The 20,223-nt window shown below is 69.3% G+C and carries 19 protein-coding genes; 8 read left to right on the top strand and 11 right to left on the bottom strand.

Annotated elements, in window-relative coordinates:
* Positions 1-134 precede the first annotated feature (134 nt).
* From AC3WLZ_RS01215 to AC3WLZ_RS01200, 4 genes are all read right to left on the bottom strand, one after another.
* Positions 135-1,610 carry a glycoside hydrolase family 1 protein gene (locus tag AC3WLZ_RS01215; RefSeq protein WP_492468724.1) on the bottom strand — a complete coding sequence of 492 codons (1,476 nt, stop codon included), beginning with the start codon at positions 1,608-1,610 and terminating at the stop codon, positions 135-137.
* Positions 1,611-1,639: 29 nt separating this feature from the next.
* A complete protein-coding gene (locus AC3WLZ_RS01210) occupies positions 1,640-2,545 on the bottom strand; it encodes a carbohydrate ABC transporter permease (RefSeq protein WP_412923279.1) in 906 nt (301 codons plus the stop codon).
* Positions 2,542-3,600 (bottom strand): carbohydrate ABC transporter permease, encoded by a 1,059-nt coding sequence (locus tag AC3WLZ_RS01205; protein WP_412923278.1) that lies wholly within the window; start codon positions 3,598-3,600, stop codon positions 2,542-2,544. The genes AC3WLZ_RS01210 and AC3WLZ_RS01205 overlap by 4 nt, the downstream gene beginning before the upstream one ends.
* Positions 3,601-3,676: 76 nt before the next feature.
* Positions 3,677-4,948, bottom strand: a complete 1,272-nt coding sequence (locus tag AC3WLZ_RS01200; protein ID WP_492468723.1) for an ABC transporter substrate-binding protein — start codon at positions 4,946-4,948, stop codon at positions 3,677-3,679.
* Between the two features lie 252 nt (positions 4,949-5,200).
* On the opposite strand from AC3WLZ_RS01200, the gene purS reads away from it, so the two are divergent.
* The 7 genes from purS (at position 5,201) to AC3WLZ_RS01165 (ending at position 11,584) form a co-directional block, all read left to right on the top strand.
* Entirely contained in the window at positions 5,201-5,449 is a 249-nt protein-coding gene (purS, locus tag AC3WLZ_RS01195) for a phosphoribosylformylglycinamidine synthase subunit PurS (RefSeq protein WP_022878640.1), read from the top strand.
* A complete protein-coding gene (purQ, locus tag AC3WLZ_RS01190) occupies positions 5,446-6,153 on the top strand; it encodes a phosphoribosylformylglycinamidine synthase subunit PurQ (protein WP_412923276.1) in 708 nt (235 codons plus the stop codon). The genes purS and purQ overlap by 4 nt, the downstream gene beginning before the upstream one ends.
* Before the next feature lie 252 nt (positions 6,154-6,405).
* Positions 6,406-7,854: a LuxR C-terminal-related transcriptional regulator gene (locus AC3WLZ_RS01185; RefSeq protein WP_492468722.1), complete on the top strand. Its 1,449-nt coding sequence runs from the start codon at positions 6,406-6,408 to the stop codon at positions 7,852-7,854.
* 23 nt (positions 7,855-7,877) lie between these two features.
* Positions 7,878-8,606 carry a GntR family transcriptional regulator gene (locus AC3WLZ_RS01180; protein WP_412923274.1) on the top strand — a complete coding sequence of 243 codons (729 nt, stop codon included), beginning with the start codon at positions 7,878-7,880 and terminating at the stop codon, positions 8,604-8,606.
* Between the two features lie 63 nt (positions 8,607-8,669).
* Entirely contained in the window at positions 8,670-9,161 is a 492-nt protein-coding gene (locus tag AC3WLZ_RS01175; protein ID WP_492468721.1) for an ureidoglycolate lyase, read from the top strand.
* Positions 9,158-10,612, top strand: coding sequence for an FAD-dependent oxidoreductase (locus tag AC3WLZ_RS01170; protein WP_412923272.1), 1,455 nt, complete (start codon positions 9,158-9,160; stop codon positions 10,610-10,612). Before AC3WLZ_RS01175 ends, AC3WLZ_RS01170 begins: the two co-directional genes overlap by 4 nt.
* Before the next feature lie 48 nt (positions 10,613-10,660).
* The gene (locus tag AC3WLZ_RS01165; RefSeq protein WP_492468720.1) at positions 10,661-11,584 is read left to right on the top strand and encodes a 2-hydroxyacid dehydrogenase; all 924 of its coding nucleotides are present in this window, start codon (positions 10,661-10,663) and stop codon (positions 11,582-11,584) included.
* Positions 11,585-11,591: 7 nt separating this feature from the next.
* Here AC3WLZ_RS01165 and AC3WLZ_RS01160 read toward each other — a convergent pair whose 3' ends face one another.
* From AC3WLZ_RS01160 to AC3WLZ_RS01135, 6 genes are all read right to left on the bottom strand, one after another.
* Positions 11,592-12,449 (bottom strand): lytic transglycosylase domain-containing protein, encoded by an 858-nt coding sequence (locus AC3WLZ_RS01160; RefSeq protein WP_412923270.1) that lies wholly within the window; start codon positions 12,447-12,449, stop codon positions 11,592-11,594.
* Between the two features lie 142 nt (positions 12,450-12,591).
* Positions 12,592-13,803, bottom strand: a complete 1,212-nt coding sequence (locus tag AC3WLZ_RS01155) for an ROK family protein (protein ID WP_492468719.1) — start codon at positions 13,801-13,803, stop codon at positions 12,592-12,594.
* An 87-nt stretch (positions 13,804-13,890) separates the two neighbouring features.
* Positions 13,891-15,111 carry a multiple monosaccharide ABC transporter permease gene (mmsB, locus tag AC3WLZ_RS01150; RefSeq protein ID WP_412923268.1) on the bottom strand — a complete coding sequence of 407 codons (1,221 nt, stop codon included), beginning with the start codon at positions 15,109-15,111 and terminating at the stop codon, positions 13,891-13,893.
* Between the two features lie 5 nt (positions 15,112-15,116).
* Positions 15,117-16,646: a multiple monosaccharide ABC transporter ATP-binding protein gene (gene mmsA / locus AC3WLZ_RS01145; protein WP_412923267.1), complete on the bottom strand. Its 1,530-nt coding sequence runs from the start codon at positions 16,644-16,646 to the stop codon at positions 15,117-15,119.
* 75 nt (positions 16,647-16,721) lie between these two features.
* Entirely contained in the window at positions 16,722-17,840 is a 1,119-nt protein-coding gene (gene chvE, locus AC3WLZ_RS01140) for a multiple monosaccharide ABC transporter substrate-binding protein (RefSeq protein ID WP_492468718.1), read from the bottom strand.
* A 242-nt stretch (positions 17,841-18,082) separates the two neighbouring features.
* The gene (locus AC3WLZ_RS01135; protein WP_412923265.1) at positions 18,083-18,964 is read right to left on the bottom strand and encodes an NAD-dependent epimerase/dehydratase family protein; all 882 of its coding nucleotides are present in this window, start codon (positions 18,962-18,964) and stop codon (positions 18,083-18,085) included.
* 83 nt (positions 18,965-19,047) lie between these two features.
* Here AC3WLZ_RS01135 and AC3WLZ_RS01130 point away from each other — a divergent pair, with 83 nt between their 5' ends.
* Complete coding sequence (locus tag AC3WLZ_RS01130) at positions 19,048-19,626, top strand: TetR/AcrR family transcriptional regulator (RefSeq protein ID WP_412923264.1); 579 nt, start codon at positions 19,048-19,050, stop codon at positions 19,624-19,626.
* Here AC3WLZ_RS01130 and AC3WLZ_RS01125 read toward each other — a convergent pair whose 3' ends face one another.
* The gene (locus AC3WLZ_RS01125) at positions 19,627-20,211 is read right to left on the bottom strand and encodes a nucleotidyltransferase family protein (protein ID WP_492468717.1); all 585 of its coding nucleotides are present in this window, start codon (positions 20,209-20,211) and stop codon (positions 19,627-19,629) included.
* Positions 20,212-20,223 lie beyond the last annotated feature (12 nt).

Here is a 20,223-nt window from a genome sequence, read left to right as displayed (position 1 = left end):
CCCGGGTTCAGGGACGCGACGGTACGCCGGATCACTCCCGGCGACGTTGCGAGCGTACTCCTCCGCGGTCGAGGGATTCCGCTCGGCACGACCGCGGACGGGCCGAGCGATCGCCCGAGTTCCCGCGCTCGAGATCAGGCGGCGGGCAGTTCGTCGGCGACCGCAACGTCCGCGCGCAGTGCCCGCTCCGCGATGACCCGCGCGTAGGCGAGGCCGGAGTCCTTCACCGCTCGTTCCTGCGTCGCGTAGTCGACGTGCACGATGCCGAAGCGCTTCTCGTAGCCCCACGCCCACTCGAAATTGTCGAGCAACGACCAGTAGAAGTAGCCCCGCACGTCGACACCGCGATCGACGGCATCCAGGACGGCCGCGAGGTGCGCCTCGACGAACTCCACGCGCTCGACGTCGTGGACGCGCGTCTCGCCGTCCTCCGTGACCGGGACGTCGTCGTAGGCGGCGCCGTTCTCGGTGACGTAGAGCGCGACGCCGCGCTCGGCGGAGTACTCCGTGCTCACGCGTTCCAGCAGCTGGGTGAGCCCGTCGGGCTGCACCTCCCACCCCATCGTCGTGCGCGGCAGCCCGCGATCGTGCCAGTAGAGGTTCTCGTGCGCGGGGAACGGCGACGAGATCGGTCGCACCGTCGGGGCGTCGCCCCCGGGCGGGTTGACGAGCGGTGGAGTCCCACCGACGAACTCCCCGTGGTAGTAGTTCACGCCGAGCGTGTCGATCGGGGTCGAGATGACCTCGAGGTCGCCCGGCCGAACGGCGTCCTGCCAGCGCCGCACGGCCTCGGCATCCACGTTCCGGAAGTCCTGGATGATGTCGGCCGGGTAGCTGCCGCGGAACACCGGGTCGAGGAACCAGCGGTTGAACTGACCATCGATGCGACGCGCGGCGTCGAGGTCGGCGGCGTTCGACGGGTCGACGGCATCCGCGACCGTCAGGTTCAGCGTGAGCCCCAGGTTGAGCGACGCGTCACGGGCGCGCAGCTCGCGCACGGTCTGGCCGTGCCCGAGCAGCAGGTGATGCGCAGCGAGCATTCCCTCGGCCTGCGAGTACCGACCGGGCGCGTGGGCGCCGGCGGTGTAGCTGAGGAACGAGGAGCACCACGGTTCGTTCAGCGTCGTCCACACGTTCACGCGGTCGCCGAGTGCGTCGTGCATGTCGAGCGCGTACTCGGTGAAGAGGTCGCTCGTCTCGCGGACGGCCCAGCCGCCGCGGTCCTGCAGGGCCTGGGGAAGATCCCAGTGGTACAGGGTCAGCCACGGGAGGATGCCGGCATCCAGCAGCTCGTCCACGAGACGCTCGTAGAAGTCGACGCCCTTCGGGTTGAGCGCGCCGCCGTCCGGACGCACACGCGACCAGGAGGTCGAGAAGCGGTAGGTCTGCAGCCCGAGACGCTTCATCACCTGCACGTCATCGCGATACCGGTGGTAGTGGTCGCACGCGACGTCGCCGTTGTCGCCGTTGATCACCGCGTCGGGGACCCGGCTGAAAGCGTCCCAGATCGAGGCCGTGCGCCCGTCCTCGAACGCGGCTCCCTCGATCTGGTACGCGGCGGTCGCCGCACCGAACAGGAAGCCCTCGGGAAAGGCTCGGGTGTGGGACATGGATCGGGTTCCTTCCGTGGGCGCAAGTGTCATCCCTTGACCGCCCCTTGCATGATGCCACTGACCAGCTGCTTCCCGGCGAACACGAACAGCAGCAGCAGCGGGATCGTCGACAGCAGCACGCCCGCGAGCACGATGGAGTAGTCGACGAAGTAGTTGGACTGCAGCAGCGAGAGCGCTACCGGCAGGGTCGGGTTCTGCCGATCGAGCACGATGAACGGCCAGAAGAAGTTGTTCCACGCGCTCACGAACGTGAACAGCGCGAGCATCGCCGCGGCGGGGCGCGCCGCAGGGACACCCACCGTGAGGAACGTGCGGAACGAGCTGGCACCATCGACGCGCGCCGCCTCGATGAGCTCGTCGGGCACCGCCTGGCGCAGGTACTGCGTCATCCAGAACACGCCGAACGCGCTGGTGAGCGCCGGAATGATGATGGCGCCGAGCTGCCCGGTCCACCCCAGTTCGCTGAACAGGATGTACAACGGGACGACGCCGAGCTGCGTCGGCACGGCCATCGTCGCCACCACGAAGACCAGCAGCCACGGGCCGCCGCGGAACTTCAGCTTCGCGAAGGCCCACCCCGCGAGGGTGGAGAAGAAGACGACGGATGCCGCGATCAGCCCCGAGCTGATGATCGAGTTCAGCAGCGCGGGCCAGAAGTTCACCGCCGGGTCGCTGATGACGGCGGCGGCGTTGGCGAAGAAGTTGCCGCCGGGGATCCACGACCGGTTGGCGTCGCGGATCGTGGACGAGTCGCCGGATCCGATGAGCAGCGACCAGTAGAAGGGGAACACGCTCGCCAGCAGCACCGCGCCGAGCGCGGCGTACACGATCCAGCTCGGCCGCGAGCCGCGCACCGGGCGCGGACGTCGGCGCGGCGCCGAGGGCAGATCCGGGTCGACGACGGGGACGGGAACGGCGTTGACGGAACTCATCGTGCCGCCTCCTCTCGCGCGAGCTGCTTCTTCGCGGCGCGCGCCTGAGCGCGGACCTCGCGACGGGAGCGCGCGTCGCGCCGACCCTCGTCGCGCACGACGGAGCGCGTGATGAACAGGTTGATCACGCCGATGGCGAGGATGATGAGGAACAGGATCCAGGCCAGCGCCGCGGCGCGCCCGAAGTTCCACTCCCCCCACCCGACGTTGTAGAGCCAGAGCGTGACGGTGAGCCACTGGTTGTCCGCGCCGCCGGTGCCGTACTGGTCGTACATGCGGGGCTCGTCGAAGATCTGCAGGCCGCCGATCGTCGAGGTGATGATGACGAAGATCAGCGTGGGCTTGAGGCTCGGCAGCGTGATCGAGAAGAACTGCCGGATCTTCCCCGCGCCGTCGACGGTTGCCGCTTCGTAGTACTCGCGAGGTACGGCCTGCATCGCAGCGAGCAGGATCAGGGTGTTGTACCCGGTCCAGCGGAAGTTCACCATCGTCGCGATCGCGATGTGGCTGGCGAAGGCATCGGAATGCCAGGGCACGGCGGGGAGACCGAGGCTCTGCAGCGTGGTGTTCACGACGCCGTACTGGTCGCCGAACATGTTGCTGAAGATGAGGGCCACGGCCACCGGGGCCATGACGTAGGGGATCAGAACACTCATGCGCCAGAAGGTCTTGGCGCGGATGTTCTGGTCGAGCATCGCGGCGATGAAGATCGCGAGGATCAGCTGCGGGACGCTCGAGAGCAGGAAGATGCTGAACGTGTTGCGCAGGGCGATCCAGAACTTCGGCTGGCTGAGCACCCACGCGTACTGGTCGAAGCCGATGAAGTGCCCCGAGTTGCGGACCAGGTCCCAGTCCATGAACGAGATCACCGCGGTGTACGCGATGGGGAAGAGCCCCGTGACCGCGAACAGGATGAAGAACGGCGAGATGTAGAGGTAGGGCGAGAGTTTCAGGTCCCACGCGCTGCGGCGCTTGCTGAAACCCACGCGCCGGGGCTGGCGTCCCCCAGCGGACGGCGGCGCCGTCGGGGTCTGCCGTTCGAGTGTGCTGGTCACGTTCTGTCTCCTCCAGGGGGACGGGCGACGGATGCCAGGGGCCGAAGCAGCAGCCCCTGGCATCCGTTCGCGCGGGTCAGGAAAGGGCGTCGACCTCGGTCACCCACTGCTGCCAGGAGGAGGTGGCATCCTGCGTGCCGTCTTCGACACGCGTCAGCGCCTTCTGCATGGCGTCATTGATCTGGAAGTAGAACTTCCCCTTGTACGGCGACACCTTCACGGCCTGAGCGCGCTCCGAGAGCATCTCGCCGACGGGGGCGTCGTTGAAGTAGGCGTTGGTGCTACCGAGCAGGGCGTCGGCCTTGAGTGCGTCGGTCTGGCTCGGGAAGGTGCCCGCGTTCTCGAACGCCTTGACCTGCGTCTCGGGGTCGGTGAGCCAGTCGGCGAGCTCCTGTGCGGCCTCGACGTTCTTACCGTTGGCGGGGACGGTCAGGTACGAGCCACCCCAGTTGCCGGCGCCGCCGGGGAACACGTTGGCGATGTCCCAGCCCTTGACGTCGGGGGCGTTGCCCTCGATGACGCCGAGCATCCAGCCGGGGCAGAGCATCGTGGCGAAAGCGCCGTTGGAGAGCCCGGCGAACCAGTCGTCGGACCACTGGCCGAGGTGCGCCGACTGCGTCGCACTGGCCTTGAGCACCTGGTCGTAGATCTTCTTGACCTCGGGGTTGGAGGTGGCGGTGATCTCTCCGTTGTCGGGGTTCTCGTACGCGGCCTCCACCTGGTTGATGGCGCCCTGGTAGGTGCCGCCGGCGGAGTCGAAGAACGCCTTGCCGGTCGCGGCCACGTACTTGTCGCCGACCTCGAAGTAGGTCGACCAGTCACCCTGGAGGAGCTTTGCGACCTCGGCGCGATCGGTGGGCAAGCCCGCCGCGGCGAACAGGTCGGAGCGGTAGCAGACGCCCTCGGGACCGATGTCGGTGCCGTAGCCGATGAGGTTGCCCTCGGGGCTCGTCGCGGCCTCCACCTTGTAGTCGAGCCAGCGGCTCTTCAGGTCGTCGGGCACGGGGGCGAGGAGGTCGGCGTACTCCATGACCTCGGGGAGCCAGTCGACCTCGATCGCCTCGATGTCGGCGAGCCCGGTCTTGCCGAGCTTCTGGAAGTAGTTCTCGCGCGCATCGTTGCTCGTCGCGGCCTTGTTGTGGACGATCTTCACGTTCGGGTGGGCATTCATGTACTCCTGGAGGAGCGCATCGGTGTACCCGAAGTCGTTGAACGTCGCGATGGTGAGGGTGACCTCGCCGTCGCCGGAAGCGGTGCCCCCGCTGCCGGAGCAACCGGCGAGCACGAGGGCGGAGGTGGAGGCGACGGCCGCGATGACGGCGGTACGACGCAGGGCACGTGATTTCACAGAACACTCCTTCGTGGTGGGTGATTCGGTGTGCTCCTATGCGCGGCGCTCCCTCGACCTCTGAACCGTGGGAGCGCTCTCACCGATCGCGACCGAGGCTATGGGATCGCTCCCACGGTGTCAAGAGAGCGCTCCCATATCGGAAGGGAGCACGCAAGGGCTTGCATCGACCACGCACAGGGGCGTGTCGGTCGACCCCGGGCACGGCCACGTAGAATGGCATCCATTGCCCTTCCGACACCTGGAGCTGGAATGCCCACCATCGTCGTCGACGTCATGCCCAAGGCCGAGCTTCTCGACCCCCAGGGGAAGGCCGTCGCCGGTGCCCTGTCGCGACTGGGTGAGAACCGCTTCTCCGACGTCCGCATCGGCAAGCGCTTCGAACTGACGGTCGAGGGCGAGGTCGATGAGGCCACGCTGGCCCGCGCCCGCGAGCTCGCCGACGAGATGCTGTCGAACGCGGTCATCGAGGACGTGGTGAACATCGAGGTCGTCGAGTGACGACGCGCATCGGGGTCATCACCTTCCCGGGCTCGCTCGACGACCGCGACGCGCAGCGCGCGATCCGCCTCGCGGGTGCGGAGCCCGTCGCCCTGTGGCACGGCGAGCACGACCTGCGCGGAGTCGACGCGCTCGTCCTCCCCGGCGGATTCAGCTACGGCGACTACCTGCGCGCCGGAGCGATCGCCGCGTTCGCGCCGATCATGGCCGAGGTGAAGGATGCCGCGGCCAAGGGCATGCCGATCCTCGGCATCTGCAACGGCTTCCAGATGCTCGTCGAGGCGCACTTGCTGCCCGGCGGCCTGATCCGCAACGCGCACCAGCAATTCATCCGTCGCGACCAGCGTTTGCGCGTCGACAACGCCTCGACGGCGTGGACCAGCGAATTCGACGAGGGCGACGAGATCGTCATCCCCCTGAAGAACGCCGACGGCGGATACATCGCGGATGCCGAGACCCTGGCCCGCGTCAACGGCGAGGGGCTCGTCGCGTTCCGCTACCTGGGCGTGAATCCGAACGGTTCGCTCGACGACATCGCCGGCCTCACGAACGAGCGAGGCAACGTCGTCGGCCTGATGCCGCACCCCGAGCACGCGGTCGAGCCCGGCTTCGGCCCCGGTACGACCGTCGCGATGCGCTCGGGCGTCGATGGGCTGGGCTTCTTCACGTCCGCGATCTCGGCCGTCGTGTCCGCGGCCGCGTAGGGCCACCCACCACCTCTCCTCCCCACGGCGTCGCGCCGCGCCGACCACTCGTTTCGGTGGGTGAACCGGGCGCGTTCTTGGCACATTTGTCATATCCTCGCTGTGGGGGCCGCTTCCCTGGGGGCATGCGGTCTCAGCGGCCGCTCGTGTACCCGAATTCGCGTCCGACCGCCCTTCCCGGGTGTCTGTCAATCCACGACGCGATCGCCGCGCACGTCAGCGGCGCGGATTCGCTCGTGCGACGGAGGTCATATGAGCGATTCACACGGTGCCAGCGGGCACAGCGCCACTCTGCGGGCCGCAGCCGCGCACACATTCGCGCGATTGGAGCCCGGACACGGACAGCCTCTTCCCCGGCACCTCTCGCTGCTCGCCGAGGCCGAACCGGGCCCCCCGCCGCTCGTCTGGACCGACACGCGCGCGATGCTGCTGTCGGCGATGCTCGTCGCGCGCGCCCGCAACGATGCGCTCGGCGAAGGCATCGACCTGGTCTCACGCTACTTCGACACCGGGCGCCTGACGCGGCCCGCCGCGCTGTCGGGACCGGCCCGGTCGGGACTCTTCGCGAGCGTCGCCGAGTACTGCGCCGCCATCGGCTGGCCGCAGATCGGCGGTCATTACGCCGCCGAGGCGCTGATGTTCGCGGAGACACCCGCGCAGCGATATCGCGCACTCAGCGTTCAGGCCCTGAACCTCGGGTTGAATGCGGAATACCCCGCGGCCACGGTCGCGATCGACGAGGCCCGGCGCGTGTTCGTCGACGAGGGATGGTCCATCGAGAACACCTCCCACTGCCTGCTCCTGGGCGATGGGCTGGTCACCGTCAGCACCGCCGACATGGACCATATGCGAGAGATCGCCGACGAACTGGAAGCTGCGCAGCCGGACGATCCCTACTGGGCATTCAGCGTCGGGATGATCCGGGTGACGGCCATGTTCATCGATCGCAACCTCACCACGGGCCTCGCCGACAGTCGACAGCTGCTGCACGGATCCGGCCGCACCCGCAGCTTCCGGATCGTGCGCGATCTTCTTCTGGGCCTCCACGCGGACATGCTCGCCGCCCAGGGCGAGTTCGACGAGGCGATGGCCGTGATGGCGAACGCCGCCACGCACCCGGGCCACGCGGTCTGCTTCCCGATGCAGCGCGCGGGCGTCCTGCTTCAGATGGGCCGTGAACGCGAGGTCATCGAAACCACCAACGCATGTGTCGCGCTGCTCGACGAGCACTGTCTCCGAACCCTCACGCCCGTATTGACGCGGAGAGCGGTCGCCTTCCTCCGGCTCGGAAGCGAGAAGCGCGCCGTGCAGAGCATGGAATCCGTCGTCCAGCTGATCGGGCGCACGGGAGGCTCGGTCACGCCGTTCCTGATGATCCCCTTCGACGACACCGAACGGCTGCTCAGCCTCGTCGTCGAACACAACCCCGGCCTGGCTCCGACGGTCGCGATGATGCGCCAGATCCTCCCGATGATCGCCGCCCGCTCCAACGGATCGGGAGCCTTTGCCGCCCTCACCACGACCGAACGCGAGTTGGCCTACCTGCTCACCTCGCCCCTGGGCATCCCCGAGATCGCGCGGGTGCGCAACGTGTCGGTGAACACGGTGAAGTCTCAGGTCCGGTCGATCTACGGCAAGCTGGGAGTGTCGAGCCGAGAGGACGCCGTGGAGCTGCTGCAGCGTCCCGACGATTGGCCGTGAGGCTCGCACGGAACGAGAGGCCCATGCGCGCGACAGACCAGGACGCCGTCATCGACCGGATCCTCGCCCTCTGGAGCGGCGACCTCGAGACGTTGCCGTCCGAGCCACGCCTCGCCGAGCTCACGGGAGCGAGCCGGGCCTCGGTGCGTGAAGCGCTCGTGCGCCTCGAGGAGCGCGGCTACGTCCACCGCACGCAGGGCACGCGAACGACACCGAACCGACGCCTCCCCGACGTCGGGCGCCGCATCGACGAACAGTTCGACCACTCCCTGTCGATCCGGTCCGCCGGTTACGAACCGCTGCTCGAGGTCGCGGCATCCGGGGTGCACGTGCTCCGGGGCGGCGACCCGGGCCGCTTCGACGACCTCCCGGACGGCACCCGGGTGTTCCGCACCGTCAAAGTGTGGCGGGTCGACGGGGCCCCCTACGCCCTCGCGGAAGACCTCGTTCCGCTCGCGCGCGAGGTCGACCTCGACCCGCGGCGACCCGTGTTCGACCTCGCCGAGGAGGCCAACGGCATCCGGGTCGCGTGGGAGACCCTGTGGGTCGATGCGGTGGGCCTGGATGCCGAGCGCGCGGCGCTGCTCGCGACGGCCGAGGGCACCCCGGTCGTCGAGATGACGTACTGCGGATACGGGACGGGCGACGACGTCGGGTACTGGTCCCGCGAAGTGCAGGTGGCCGCGCCCGCCGGGCTACGGAACGCGCTGATCCGTCGGGTCCGGCACGATCGGGGCGTTTCGGGATCGTAACAGCGTCGTGAACATGTCAGACAAGTATGGTGAGCACTTGTCGGACAGGCGTAGCTTGGGGGCATGACCGACACGCTCCCCGCCCACCCGCTGACCGCCGAGACGGTCACCGCAGAAACGTTCGCCCCGTTCGGCGTCGTCCTCACCCCCATGGCCGACGGCACACCCTTCACGTCGGAGGAGTCCGTGCTCGACGTGTCCGGCGGCATCCCGCGGTTCTACCTCATGTCGCTCGACGACAAGAAGCCCGAGTTCACGCGCGTCACGCGGCACCTCGAGACCACGCAGACGCTCATGTCCGTCGGTGACGTCGAGTGGACCATCGCCGTCGCGCCCGCCGGCATCGACCAGCCCGGTCTCGACGACCTGCGCGCGTTCCGCATCCCGCCGCGCACCGCGATCACGATGCTCAAGGGCACGTGGCACGCGGGTCCGTTCTTCGCCGAGCCGAGCATGGACTTCGTCAATCTCGAACTCGACGACACGAACGTCACCGACCACCACAACTTCCGGCTCGACGACGCGTACGGCGTGCGGGTCGTCATCCCCGAGTGAGCACGCTCGCACCCCTCCGCGACGCATCGGCGCGGTTGGCCGCGCTCGAACGGGAGGCCGCGCACCAGGAACACCTCAGCGCGGGGGACGGACGGTCGTGGGTCGGTGAGCGCGACGGGGAACACCCGGTCGTGATCGTCGGCGCCGGGCAGGCGGGGCTCGTCCTCGCCCGCGGTCTGCGCGCCCGCGGGATCGACGACGTCGTCGTGCTCGACGCGGCGCCGGCCGACGCGACCGGCCCCTGGACGACGTACGCCCGCATGCACACCCTCCGCACGCCGAAGGACATCGCGTGGCCGACGTGGGGCGTTCCGGCGGAGAGCCCGCGCGCGTGGTTCGAAGCCGTGTACGGCGAAGCGGCGTGGGACGAGATCGCCTTCTTCCCCACCGTCGCGTGGCAGGGATTCCTGCAGTGGTACCGCACGGTCGCGGGTGTCGAGGTCGTCGGCTCGACCACGGTCACGAGGATCACGGCGACGGATGCCGACGGCCCCCTGCGCCTGCAGCTCGACGGCCCCGACGGCTCCTGGGTGCTGCTGGCCCGCCATGTCGTCCTCGCGACGGGGATCGAGGGCGCGGGCGGTCGGCACCTCCCCGCCCTCCTCGCCGGCCTCCCCGCGGAACGCGTCCACCACACTCACGACGCGATCGATTTCCCCGCCCTCGCCGGAAAACGCGTGGGCATCCTCGGGGCGGGCACCGGCGCGTTCGACAACGCCGCGACGGCCCTCGAGCACGGCGCCGCCGCGGTCGACGTGCACATGCGTCGCCCGGCGATGCCGCAGGTGAGCCCGTACCGGTGGATGGAGTTCGCAGGTCTCATCGAGAACTACGGCTCGCTCACCGACGCGCAGAAGTGGACGTTCAACGTGCACCTCTCCGCGGTCGACCAGCCCGCGACGCAGAACGCGATCTGGCGCGCGCACGCCTTCGACGAGTTCCGCTTCCTCACGTCGTCGCCGTGGCACGGTGCCGAGTGGGACGGCGACGACATCGTGGTGACGACGCCGCACGGCATCCACCGCTACGACGTCGTCATCGCGGCGACGGGGATCGTCGCGGATCTCGCCAGCCGTCCGGAGCTGTCGACGGTGGCCCCGGATGCCACGCTCTGGGCCGACCGCCTCACTCCGGCGCAAGCGGCGGAGAGCCCGGGTCTCGCCGCGTTCCCCTATCTCGACGACGACTTCGGTCTGGTCAGCCGCAGCGCACCGGAACACTCGGCGCTGTCACGCATCCACATGTTCAATCACGGCGCGCGGATCAGCCAGGGCATGCTGAGCCATCAGATCCCCGGCCTGGTCGGCGGGGCGACGAAGCTCGCCGCGGCACTCTCGCGTCGACTCTTCACCCGCGACGCGGACGCGCTGATGGCGGAGTACCTCGCGTACGACGTTCCGGTCGGGGTGCACATCGGTCGGCGGCCCGCGCCCGCGGATGTCCCCGGTTGACCGACACGACGTGCTGCCTCACGCGGACGCGCGGGTAGCGTGGGGCGGGTGACTTCCTCGCTCGTCGTGTCCGTGCCCACCGCGCAGCTCCGAGATGACCTGCTGCCCTTGGCCGAAGGGGTGGAGGTGCTCGTCTGGGACATGACAGATGCCGCACCCCGCCCGCACATCGACATCGTGGTGCCGCCGTACATGTCGATGGACACCGTCATCGCCCGGCTGTCCGAAGTGACGACGCGGCTCGTGCAGGGACAGTCCATCGGGTACGACAACGTCGAGGGGCGCCTCCCCGCCGGCATCGCGTTCGCCAACGCGACGAGCGTGCACGAGACGGCGACGGCCGAACTCGCCGTCACACTGGCGCTGGCAGCCCAGCGGTCGCTCCCCGCCTTCGTCCGCGCGCAGGACCGAGCGGAATGGAAGGGCCTGTGGGCGCCGGGCCTCGCCGATGCCCGCGTCACGCTGCTCGGCTTCGGCGGCGTCGGCCGCGCCATCGCTGCACGCCTGAAGCCCTTCGAGGTCGAGCTGCGCGCGGTCGCCTCGCACGGCCGGCTGCAGGACGATGTGGAAGTCCTCCCGCTCGGCGAGCTGTACGACGTCCTCGCGGGAACCGACGTGCTCATCGCTTCGCTGCCCGGCGGCGAGAAGACCCGGCACCTCGTCGACGATGCAGCCCTGTCGGCCCTGCCCGACGGCGCGCTCGTGGTGAACGTCGGCCGCGGTCCGGTGGTCGACACCGACGCTCTGGTCGACCACGTGCGGAGGGGACGCATCCGCGCAGCACTGGATGTCACCGACCCCGAGCCGCTGCCCGCCGATCACCCGCTGTGGTCGCTGGACGGCGTGCTGATCGCTCCGCACGTCGGTGGCGCGACCGACTCCATGCGCCCGCGCATCGCGCGGCTCGTGCGTCGGCAGATCGACCACTTCCTCGCGGGCGAGGAGCCCGAGAACGTCGTGCTGCGCAGCTGATGCGCGCTCAGCCCGCGGCGCGCGCAGCGTAGGTGTTCGCCGCCGCGGCGACGTCGTCGACGTAGCTGTCGAGGTGGTTGTAGGAGAAGATCGCCCGTCGCCAGCCCGTGGCACTCGTCATCTCGCCGGCCGCGCAGAGGTAGCGGCCTGCCGCGAGGGCGGCGTCATCGATCTGGTTCGGGTCGGCCACACCGTCGCCATTGCCGTCGGCACCCCACCGCTGCCACGTGGCGGGGATGAACTGCAGCGGTCCGACCGCGCGATCCCAGGTGGCATCCCCGTCCCACTCACCGCCGTCGGTGTCGGCGATCTCGGCGCTTGCGCTGCCGTCGAGGGGGATGCCCCTGATCGCCGGCTGCGGGTAGCCGGCGGCATCCAGGTGACCTCCCGAGTGGGTGCCGTGCGCGGACTCGATCGCACCGATCCCGGCGAGCGTGTTCCACCCCAGTCCGCAGCCCGGCTGCTCGGCCTTCAGGGTCAGCGCGGCCGAGGCGTAGGCGCGGAGGGCGCGTTCCGGGATGCCGGTGGCTGCGGCGGTCCGCGCGCTCCAGGTCGCGTCCGCGGTGACGAGCTGCACCGTGGACGGGGCGTCCGCCGGCGCGGGATCGGCGGTCTGCGTCTCGGTGCTTTCGGAGCCGGTGACGGCGGTGGCATCGGGGTTCACCGTCGTGGTGATGTCGGCGGGCACCGGCTCTGCGGCCGCCGCCACGGGGGAGAAGGCCGCGACGCGCTCCCCGAGCGGACGCTCACGCCCCGCGGTCTGCGCCGACACGACGAGTGCGATCGCGATGCCGACGAACAGCACCGCCGCAACGGCGGCGAGCACGGATGACCACGAACGACCGCGGCCGGCGTCGAGATCCACGCGGGCCCTCCCCTGGCATCCGCTCGGGTAGCGCATGCCGCGGCGAGGCTAGCCCCCGTGATTGACCGGCGGGTGAACGACGCCCGTCGCCGCGGGAGCACGGGCGCCACGTCGCCGGACGTTCGGCAGCGCGCGCCCGGCGTCAGCCGCGGAAACCGGCCGGATTCGCCAGGAGGTCCGCGAACGCGAGCTCGGCGGGGCCGATGAGCATGAGGCGCGAACGCAGGTGCGCGCGTTCGAGGCGGATCGTTCGCCCCTCCGCGCCGAGCGGGTGGACGCGTACGGCCTCGGCGAGGCGCTCGCGACTCACCGACAGGAGTGCACCGAGGTACCCGGACAACACGACCGTCTCGGGGCTGAACGCGTTGACGAAGTTCGTCAGCGCGAGCGACAGAACCTCGACCTGGCGCGTGACCTCGGCCATCACCCGCGGGTCGCGGGCGACCCCGAGCTCGACATCGAGCTCGTCCTCGTCGAGCTTCCGGCGACCGAGCAGCGGCTCGAGGAGGTCGAGCCGGACCTCGGCCTCGAGGCATCCGTTCCGCCCGCACACGCACGCACGCCCGCGGGGATCGATGACGGTGTGGCCGAGTTCGCCGGCGTAGCCCGAGGTCCCGCGCAGGAGCGTGCCGTCGATGATGAGGCCGCCGCCGATGCTGTGCATCGCGCCGCCGAGGTAGAGGAGGTTCGACACCCCGACGCCGACGCCGAACCGCGACTCGGCGAGCGCGCCGATGCTCGCGTCGTTGCCGGCGGAGACCGGGATGCCGAGCTCGTCGCTCAACCGCGCGGCCACCGGATCGCGCCGCCACCCCAGTGTCGGCGACACCAGCACCGAGCCGTTGGCGTTCACGAGCCCGGGGACGGCGAGACCCGCGCCGACGACGCGGTAGTGCCGGTCGATGTCGGCCCGCATCGCCTCGACCGACGACGCGACGATCTGCACGAAGCGACGCGGGGACGGCGCACTGGCCGTGTCGTGCCGGAGCCGCGCGTGGACGACGCCACCGAGCCCGACGAGCGCGACCGTGACGGCGTGCGGTTCGGCGCGGACGCTCAGCGCCGCGACGTGATCCTCGGGCTCGATGTCGAGCGTGGGGCGACCGACCTTGCCGGTCCGCTCACCGGCGGCGACCTCGCGGACGAGCCCCAGTTCGGTCAACTCCATGACCAGGCCCGTGACCGTCGAACGATTCAGACCGATCGTTGCGCCCAGCTGGGCCCGTGAGAGCGCTCCCCGGAGGTGGAGCAACGACAGCACGGACGCGAGGTTCTGCTGGCGGATGAGGTCGTTCGTCGTACGACCTGCGGGCGGTGCGAGCGGCGTCGCGGGCTCGAACACGGCAGGAGTCATGAGGGCACCTCCCCCATTCTCGCATCGAGCGCCCCCCGGTCCTCGCCGGTGTGGGGAGCACGGCCCACGGCCACGCTCCCCACCCGGTCAGGCACCGCCGTTGCGTCGCTTGTTGAAGATGTCGAACGCGACGGCCAGCAGCAGCACGATGCCCTTGATGGCCATCTGCCAGGCCGCGTCGACGCTGAGGATGGACAGGCCCATGTTGAGCACGCCCATCACGAGACCACCGACGACCGCGCCCACGACGGTACCGATACCGCCCTGGACCGCGGCGCCACCGATGAACACCGCGGCGATGGCATCCAGTTCGTAGTTCTGACCCGCGGATGCCACGGCACCGCCGGCGCGCGCCGTGCTCACGACCGCGGCGAGACCGGCGAGCACACCCATGTTCACGAAGATGAAGAAGTTGACCCACTTCGTCTTCACGCCGCTCATCACGGCGGCGAAGAGGTTGCCGCCCATCGCGTAGATGTGACGACCGAACGTCGTGCGGTTCAGGACGAACGTGTACGCGAGCACGAGCACGGCCAGGATGATGAGCACGATCGGCGTGCCGTTGTACGCGGCGATCGTGAAGGCCACGGCCATGATCGCGACGACCGCGATCGCGTTCTTCAGCCAGAACGACCACGCGACCTCGCGGGGCAGTTCGAGACGGCGCAGCGTGGCGCGGGTGCGCAGCTGCTGCACGATGAGGAGCACGCTCGCGATCGCACCGAGGACCAGGGTGAGGCTGTCCCAGTTGCCGACGTAGCCGAGGACGGGCGGCAGCCACCCGGCGCCGATCGCCGTGAAGCCGTCGGGCAGACCGCTGATCGTGCCGCCGGTGAGCAGAACGAGCGTGAGTCCGCGGAAGAGCAGCATGCCCGCGAGGGTCACGATGAACGCGGGTATCCCGACGAAGGCGACCCAGAATCCCTGCCAGGCCCCGACGATCGCGCCGACGATGAGCGACAGGATCACCGCGACGAACCAGGGCAGGCCCCACTGATTCATCGCGATCGCCGCGATCGCGCCGACCATCGCGACGACCGATCCGACCGACAGGTCGATGTGACCGGCGATGATGACCATGACCATGCCGATCGCGAGGATCAGCACGTAGGCGTTCTGCTGGATGAGGTTGTTGACGTTGCCCGGGAGCAGCAGGCGTCCGCCGGTGAGCACCTGGAACAGCACGATGATGATGACCAGGGCGGCGAGGATGCCGAACTGCCGGAAGTTGATGCGCGCGAGGAGACCGCGGCGCCGCGGCCCGGGTTGCGTCGGCGCTTCGACCGTCTGGGTGGATGCGGTGGCCATTGCTGTCAGTTCCTTCCGGCGGTCATGTGCCGCATGAGCGTCTCCTGGGTGGCATCCTCACGGCTGACCTCGGCCGTGATGCGTCCTTCGGAGATGGTGTAGATGCGGTCGGAGAGGCCGATGACCTCGGGCAGCTCCGACGAGATGACGATGACGGCCTTCCCCTGGGCCGCGAGTTCGTTGATGATGCCGTAGATCTCGTACTTCGCCCCGACGTCGATGCCACGGGTGGGCTCGTCGAGGATCAGCACGTCGGGTCCGGTGAACATCCACTTCGACAGGACGACCTTCTGCTGGTTCCCGCCGGAGAGGCGCCCGGTGATCGCGGCGACGCTGGGCGCCTTGATGTTCATCTTGTAGCGGTACGAATCGGCGACCTTGTACTCGCGGTACCGGTCGACGACGCCGAGACGCGCGAGGCGGGCGAGGGCGGATGCCGAGACGTTGACCTGGATGTCGCCGATGAGGTTCAGACCGTATTTCTTGCGGTCCTCCGTGGCGTAGGCGATGCCGTTCTTGATGGCGGCATCCACCGTGCGCACGTCGATCTGCTGACCGTCCTTGTAAACCTCGCCCGAGATCCCGGTGCCGTACATGCGGCCGAAGATGCTCATCGCGAGCTCGGTGCGCCCGGCGCCCATGAGACCGGCGAAGCCCACGATCTCGCCCGCGCGCACCATGAAGGACGCGTCGTCGATGACGACGCGCTCCGTGTCGACGGGGTGGTGGACGGTCCAGTGCTCGACGCGGAACAGCTCCTCGCCGATGTCGGGCTCTCGCGGGGGGAAGAGGCTGTTGAGGTCGCGACCGACCATGGCGCGGATGATGCGTCCCTCGTCGGTTTCGGGGTCGTCGCGCCGCATCGTCTCGATGGTCCGGCCGTCGCGGATGATCGTGATGCGGTCGGCGATGCGGAGCACCTCCTTCAGCTTGTGGCTGATGATGATGCAGGTGATCCCCTGGTCGCGCAGCTGGTCGATGAGGTCGAGCAGGTGCGCGGAGTCGTCGTCGTTGAGGGCGGCGGTGGGCTCGTCGAGGATGAGGAGCTTCACTTCCTTGGCCAGCGCCTTGGCGATCTCGACGAGCTGCTGCTTTCCGACGCCGAGCTCGTAGATCTTCGTCGCCGGGTTCTCGCGCAGGCCGACGCGCTTGAGCAGTTCGGCGGCGGCGGTGTTCGTCGCGTTCCAGTCGATGACGCCGCGCTTGGACTTCTCGTTGCCGAGGAAGATGTTCTCGGCGATCGAGAGGTAGGGGCTGAGGGCCAGCTCCTGGTGGATGATGACGATGCCGGCGGCCTCGCTGTCGTTGATCGAGCGGAAGGCGACCGGCTCGCCCTCGAGGGTGATCGTGCCGTCGAAGCTCCCGGCGGGGTAGACCCCGCTGAGGACCTTCATCAGCGTCGACTTCCCCGCGCCGTTCTCGCCGCAGATCGCGTGCACCTCACCGCGGTGCACGTCGACCGAGACGTCGGCCAGGGCCGGCACGCCGTTGAACGACTTGGAGATCCCCGACATGCGCAGGATCGGTTCGGTCATGGTGTCTCCCTCCGTCGCCGCGCGGCGACAGATAGAGCGGCGGGGCGGGCGAACCCGCCCCGCCGCAGTTGCGGATCAGAGCCCGACGTCAGAGGCCTTCAGGAAGCCCGAGTCGATGAGCTTGGACTGCACGTCGTCCTTGACGACGACCTCAGGCGTCAGCAGGTACGACGGGACGACCTTCTTGCCGTTGTCGTAGGTCTTGGTGTCGTTGACCTCGACCTCCTTGCCGTCCTTGATCTCCTGGATCATCGTGAAGACGCGGTCACCCAGCGCGCGGGTGTCCTTCCAGACCGTCATCGACTGTAGACCGTCGAGGATCGCCTTGACGTTGGCCTTGTCGGCATCCTGACCCGTGATGATCGGGTAGTCGGCGCCGGCGGTGTAGCCGGCCGACTTGAGGGATGCCTCGATACCGATCGCGAGGCTGTCGTTGGGCGACAGGACGACGTTGACCTTCTTGCCGTCGCCGTAGAACGACGAGAGGCGGTTGTCCATCTCGGCTTGCGCCTTGTCGGAGGCCCAGCCCTGGATGCCGATGCTGGCCCACGCGTCGTCGTTGGCGGGCGACTTGCCGCTCGGGACGACGAGCTGACCCTTGTCGACGTACGGCTTCAGCACGTCCCACGCACCGGCGAAGAAGAACTTCGCGTTGTTGTCGTCGGGGCTGCCGGCGAAGGGCTCGAGGTTGAAGGGACCCTTGCCGTCCTTCAGGCCGAGCTGCTCCTCGATGTACTGACCCTGGAGGGTGCCCACCTTGTAGTTGTCGAACGTGGCGTAGTAGTCGACGTTCTCGCTGCCGTTGATGAGGCGGTCGTACGCGATGACCGTCGCGTTCTGGGCCTTGGCCTCCTGCAGGACCGGGCCGAGCGTCGAACCGTCGATGGCGGCGATCACGAGGATCTTCGCACCGCCCGAGATCTGGTTCTGGATCTGGCTGATCTGCTGGTCGGTCTTGTTGTCGGCGTACTGCAAGTCGACGGTGCAGCCGGCGTCCTGGAGCTTCTTCTGGAGCTGCTCACCGTCGTTGATCCAGCGCTCGAGGCTGCGGGTCGGCATCGCGATGCCGACGTTGCACTCGCTGCTGCCCCCGGCGGCGTCGCCGCCGCCGTCGGCGGGACGCGTGGAGCTACACGCTCCGAGTCCGACGGCGAGAGCCGCGATGGCCGCACCGGTCAGAATTTTCTTCAGCATTGTGATCTGCGTTCCTCTCTGAACTGCAGGGACCCCCGTGGTCCGTACCCGGCGCCCTCCCCGGCGTCGGATCGGGTACGTCCTCGTCCCGGCTTCCTGGTGCCGTCGTTAATTATGACGGCTCCGTGAACATATCCCCGGGTGCCGGGATTTGTCCAGAGCTTCGACGCGGGCCGAGTGCAACGAACAGATAACGGAGTGGGGCTCGAGCCCCACTCCGTCACGCACCTCGGCCGCAACCGCTAGGGCTGCAGTTCCTCCAGATCGGCAAGGAGCGACGGATGCCGAGGCTCCCACCCCAACACCTGCCGGGTGAGGGCACTCGACGCGGGCTGGTCCATCGCGAAGATCGAACCGAAGGGGCCGAAGGTCTCCTCGGGGACCGATCGCACCGGAAGCTGGAGGCGTCGGCCGATGACCGTCGCGATGTCGACCACGCGGTCCCCCTCATCCGCAACGGCGTGCCACGCGCTTCCCCCGGGCGCCGACTCTAGGGCCAGACGGAACAGAGCGGCGGCGTCGCGGGCGTGTACCGCGGGCCAGCGCTGCTGCCCGTCACCGGGGTAGCCGGCGACGCCGGTCCGTCGCGCCGCCGCGGCGAGGAGCCCGGCGAATCCTCCCTCACCGTGCTCGTGCACCGTTCGCGGCATGCGGACCGCGGAAGCCCGCACCCCGCGCGCGGACAGGTCGAGCAGAGCCGTGACGGCGAGTGCGCGGCTGGCCACGGGACCTTCGAGCGGGAGCGGGTCGGACTCGGTCGCCGCGCGCCCCGGCACCCACGGCGTGCCGGACACCGTGACGATCGGCTTCCCGGTCCCGATCAGCGCGCCTCCGAGGGTCGCCATCGCCTCCCGCTCCTCGACGAGACCTCGATCCAGCGCCTCCGCACTGCCGTAATCGCGGCTGAAGGCGAGACTGATGACCCCGTCCGCTCGTGACGCGCCCTCGCGCAGGACGTCGAGGTCGGTGAGCGAGCCGCGGAGGACGTCCGCACCCGCGGCGAGGAGTGCGGACGCCGAGTCATCCGACCGCGCCAGTCCGAGGACGGAGTGGCCATGGGTAAGCAGTTCGGCGACGACGGCCGTGCCGATCGTGCCGGTGCCACCGGTGACGAAAACGATCATGGCGAAACCTTTCAGTGATGGGACTTTTATCCCATCACCATACGCCCCGACGGGACAATTGTCCCATCGGATAGGATTCCGGTATGGCTCGATGGGAACCGGGAGCGCGCGAGCGACTCGTCGTCGCGGCCGTCGACCTGTTCACGGAGCAGGGGTACGACGCCACGACGGTGACCGAGATCGCCGAGCGCGCCGGCGTGACCAAGAGCACGTTCTTCCGTCATTTCCCTGACAAGCGGGAACTCCTCGTGGCGGGACAGGAGACGCTCAGTCGCCTCCTGTCCGAGGGGATCGCCGAGGCACCCTCGAACGCCAGCCCACTGGAAGCGGTCGCCGCCGGGCTCGCGCGCGCGTCGAGCGAGATGGGCCCGCAGAACCGTGCACTCGGACCTCGATTGAAAGCGGCCGTCGCCGCCAGTGTCGAGCTCCAGGAACGGGACGCGCTCAAGAGCGTCGGAATGGCCGCCGCGATGTCGGCGGCGCTGAGCGAGCGCGGCGTGCCCGCGGCGACGGCGCACCTCGCCAGCGAGATGGGGGTGCTGGCCTTCAAGCAGGGTTATCAGCGCTGGTCCGACGACCCCCGCGGTGATGAGCAGGGGCTCGCCCCGCATGTCCTCCGCGTGCTCGACGAGCTCCGGGCCGCGGCCAGCGGCCTCGGCTGATCAGCGGACGTCGCGGTCGGCTCCCGACCACAGGTCGGCGCACTCGACGGCCTCGGCGCCGTGCGCCCGGAGGTACGGACGCGCCCCGACATCGCCGCGTACCGCAGCGGCCACCGCGATCCAGTGGTCGCGGCCGATCACGACCGGATGCCCGGGAGCGCCGTCGTAGGCGGCGAACGCCAGCGCATCGCCGCTCGTGCGCGAGGCCAACCGCGCGACGGCCGCAGCGGGGAGATCCGGGGTGTCGACGGGAATCACGACGACCGCGGGAGCGGACGTGGATGCCACGGCCTCCAGGCCCGCGCGCAGAGACGCCGACACGCCCTCGCTCCATCCCTCCGCGCGCACGATGGTCGTCTCCGCGGGGACGAGGTGCGCCGCCGCGTCGGCTGCGGCACCCAGGACGACGAGGACGGGGTCGCACCCGCCTGCGCGAAGGGCACGGACGACCTTCTCGACCCACGGGACACCGAGGGAATCGCGAGCGAGAGCCTTGGGGCCCCCGAATCGACGACCGGCCCCGGCGGCGAGAACGAGGCCGGCGGGCGTCTCTCCGACGGGGGCGGAACCGGTCGCGGAGGGCATGGTCACGACAGC

This window comes from Microbacterium sp. FW305-3-2-15-F-LB2, from assembly GCF_058787255.1.
The sequence above is the reverse complement of the archived record's forward strand: the minus strand, read 5'-3'. Positions and strand labels throughout refer to the sequence as shown.

Excerpts from the sequence above, each read along its gene's own strand:
- AC3WLZ_RS01215 (WP_492468724.1), bottom strand. The coding sequence starts at position 1,610 with ATGTCCCACACCCGAGCCTTTCCCGAGGGCTTCCTGTTCGGTGCGGCG.
- AC3WLZ_RS01210 (WP_412923279.1), bottom strand. The coding sequence starts at position 2,545 with ATGAGTTCCGTCAACGCCGTTCCCGTCCCCGTCGTCGACCCGGATCTG.
- purS (WP_022878640.1), top strand. The coding sequence starts at position 5,201 with ATGCCCACCATCGTCGTCGACGTCATGCCCAAGGCCGAGCTTCTCGAC.
- AC3WLZ_RS01185 (WP_492468722.1), top strand. The coding sequence starts at position 6,406 with ATGAGCGATTCACACGGTGCCAGCGGGCACAGCGCCACTCTGCGGGCC.
- AC3WLZ_RS01180 (WP_412923274.1), top strand. The coding sequence starts at position 7,878 with ATGCGCGCGACAGACCAGGACGCCGTCATCGACCGGATCCTCGCCCTC.
- AC3WLZ_RS01175 (WP_492468721.1), top strand. The coding sequence starts at position 8,670 with ATGACCGACACGCTCCCCGCCCACCCGCTGACCGCCGAGACGGTCACC.
- AC3WLZ_RS01155 (WP_492468719.1), bottom strand. The coding sequence starts at position 13,803 with ATGACTCCTGCCGTGTTCGAGCCCGCGACGCCGCTCGCACCGCCCGCA.
- mmsB (WP_412923268.1), bottom strand. The coding sequence starts at position 15,111 with ATGGCCACCGCATCCACCCAGACGGTCGAAGCGCCGACGCAACCCGGG.
- mmsA (WP_412923267.1), bottom strand. The coding sequence starts at position 16,646 with ATGACCGAACCGATCCTGCGCATGTCGGGGATCTCCAAGTCGTTCAAC.
- chvE (WP_492468718.1), bottom strand. The coding sequence starts at position 17,840 with ATGCTGAAGAAAATTCTGACCGGTGCGGCCATCGCGGCTCTCGCCGTC.
- AC3WLZ_RS01135 (WP_412923265.1), bottom strand. The coding sequence starts at position 18,964 with ATGATCGTTTTCGTCACCGGTGGCACCGGCACGATCGGCACGGCCGTC.
- AC3WLZ_RS01130 (WP_412923264.1), top strand. The coding sequence starts at position 19,048 with ATGGCTCGATGGGAACCGGGAGCGCGCGAGCGACTCGTCGTCGCGGCC.
- AC3WLZ_RS01125 (WP_492468717.1), bottom strand. The coding sequence starts at position 20,211 with ATGCCCTCCGCGACCGGTTCCGCCCCCGTCGGAGAGACGCCCGCCGGC.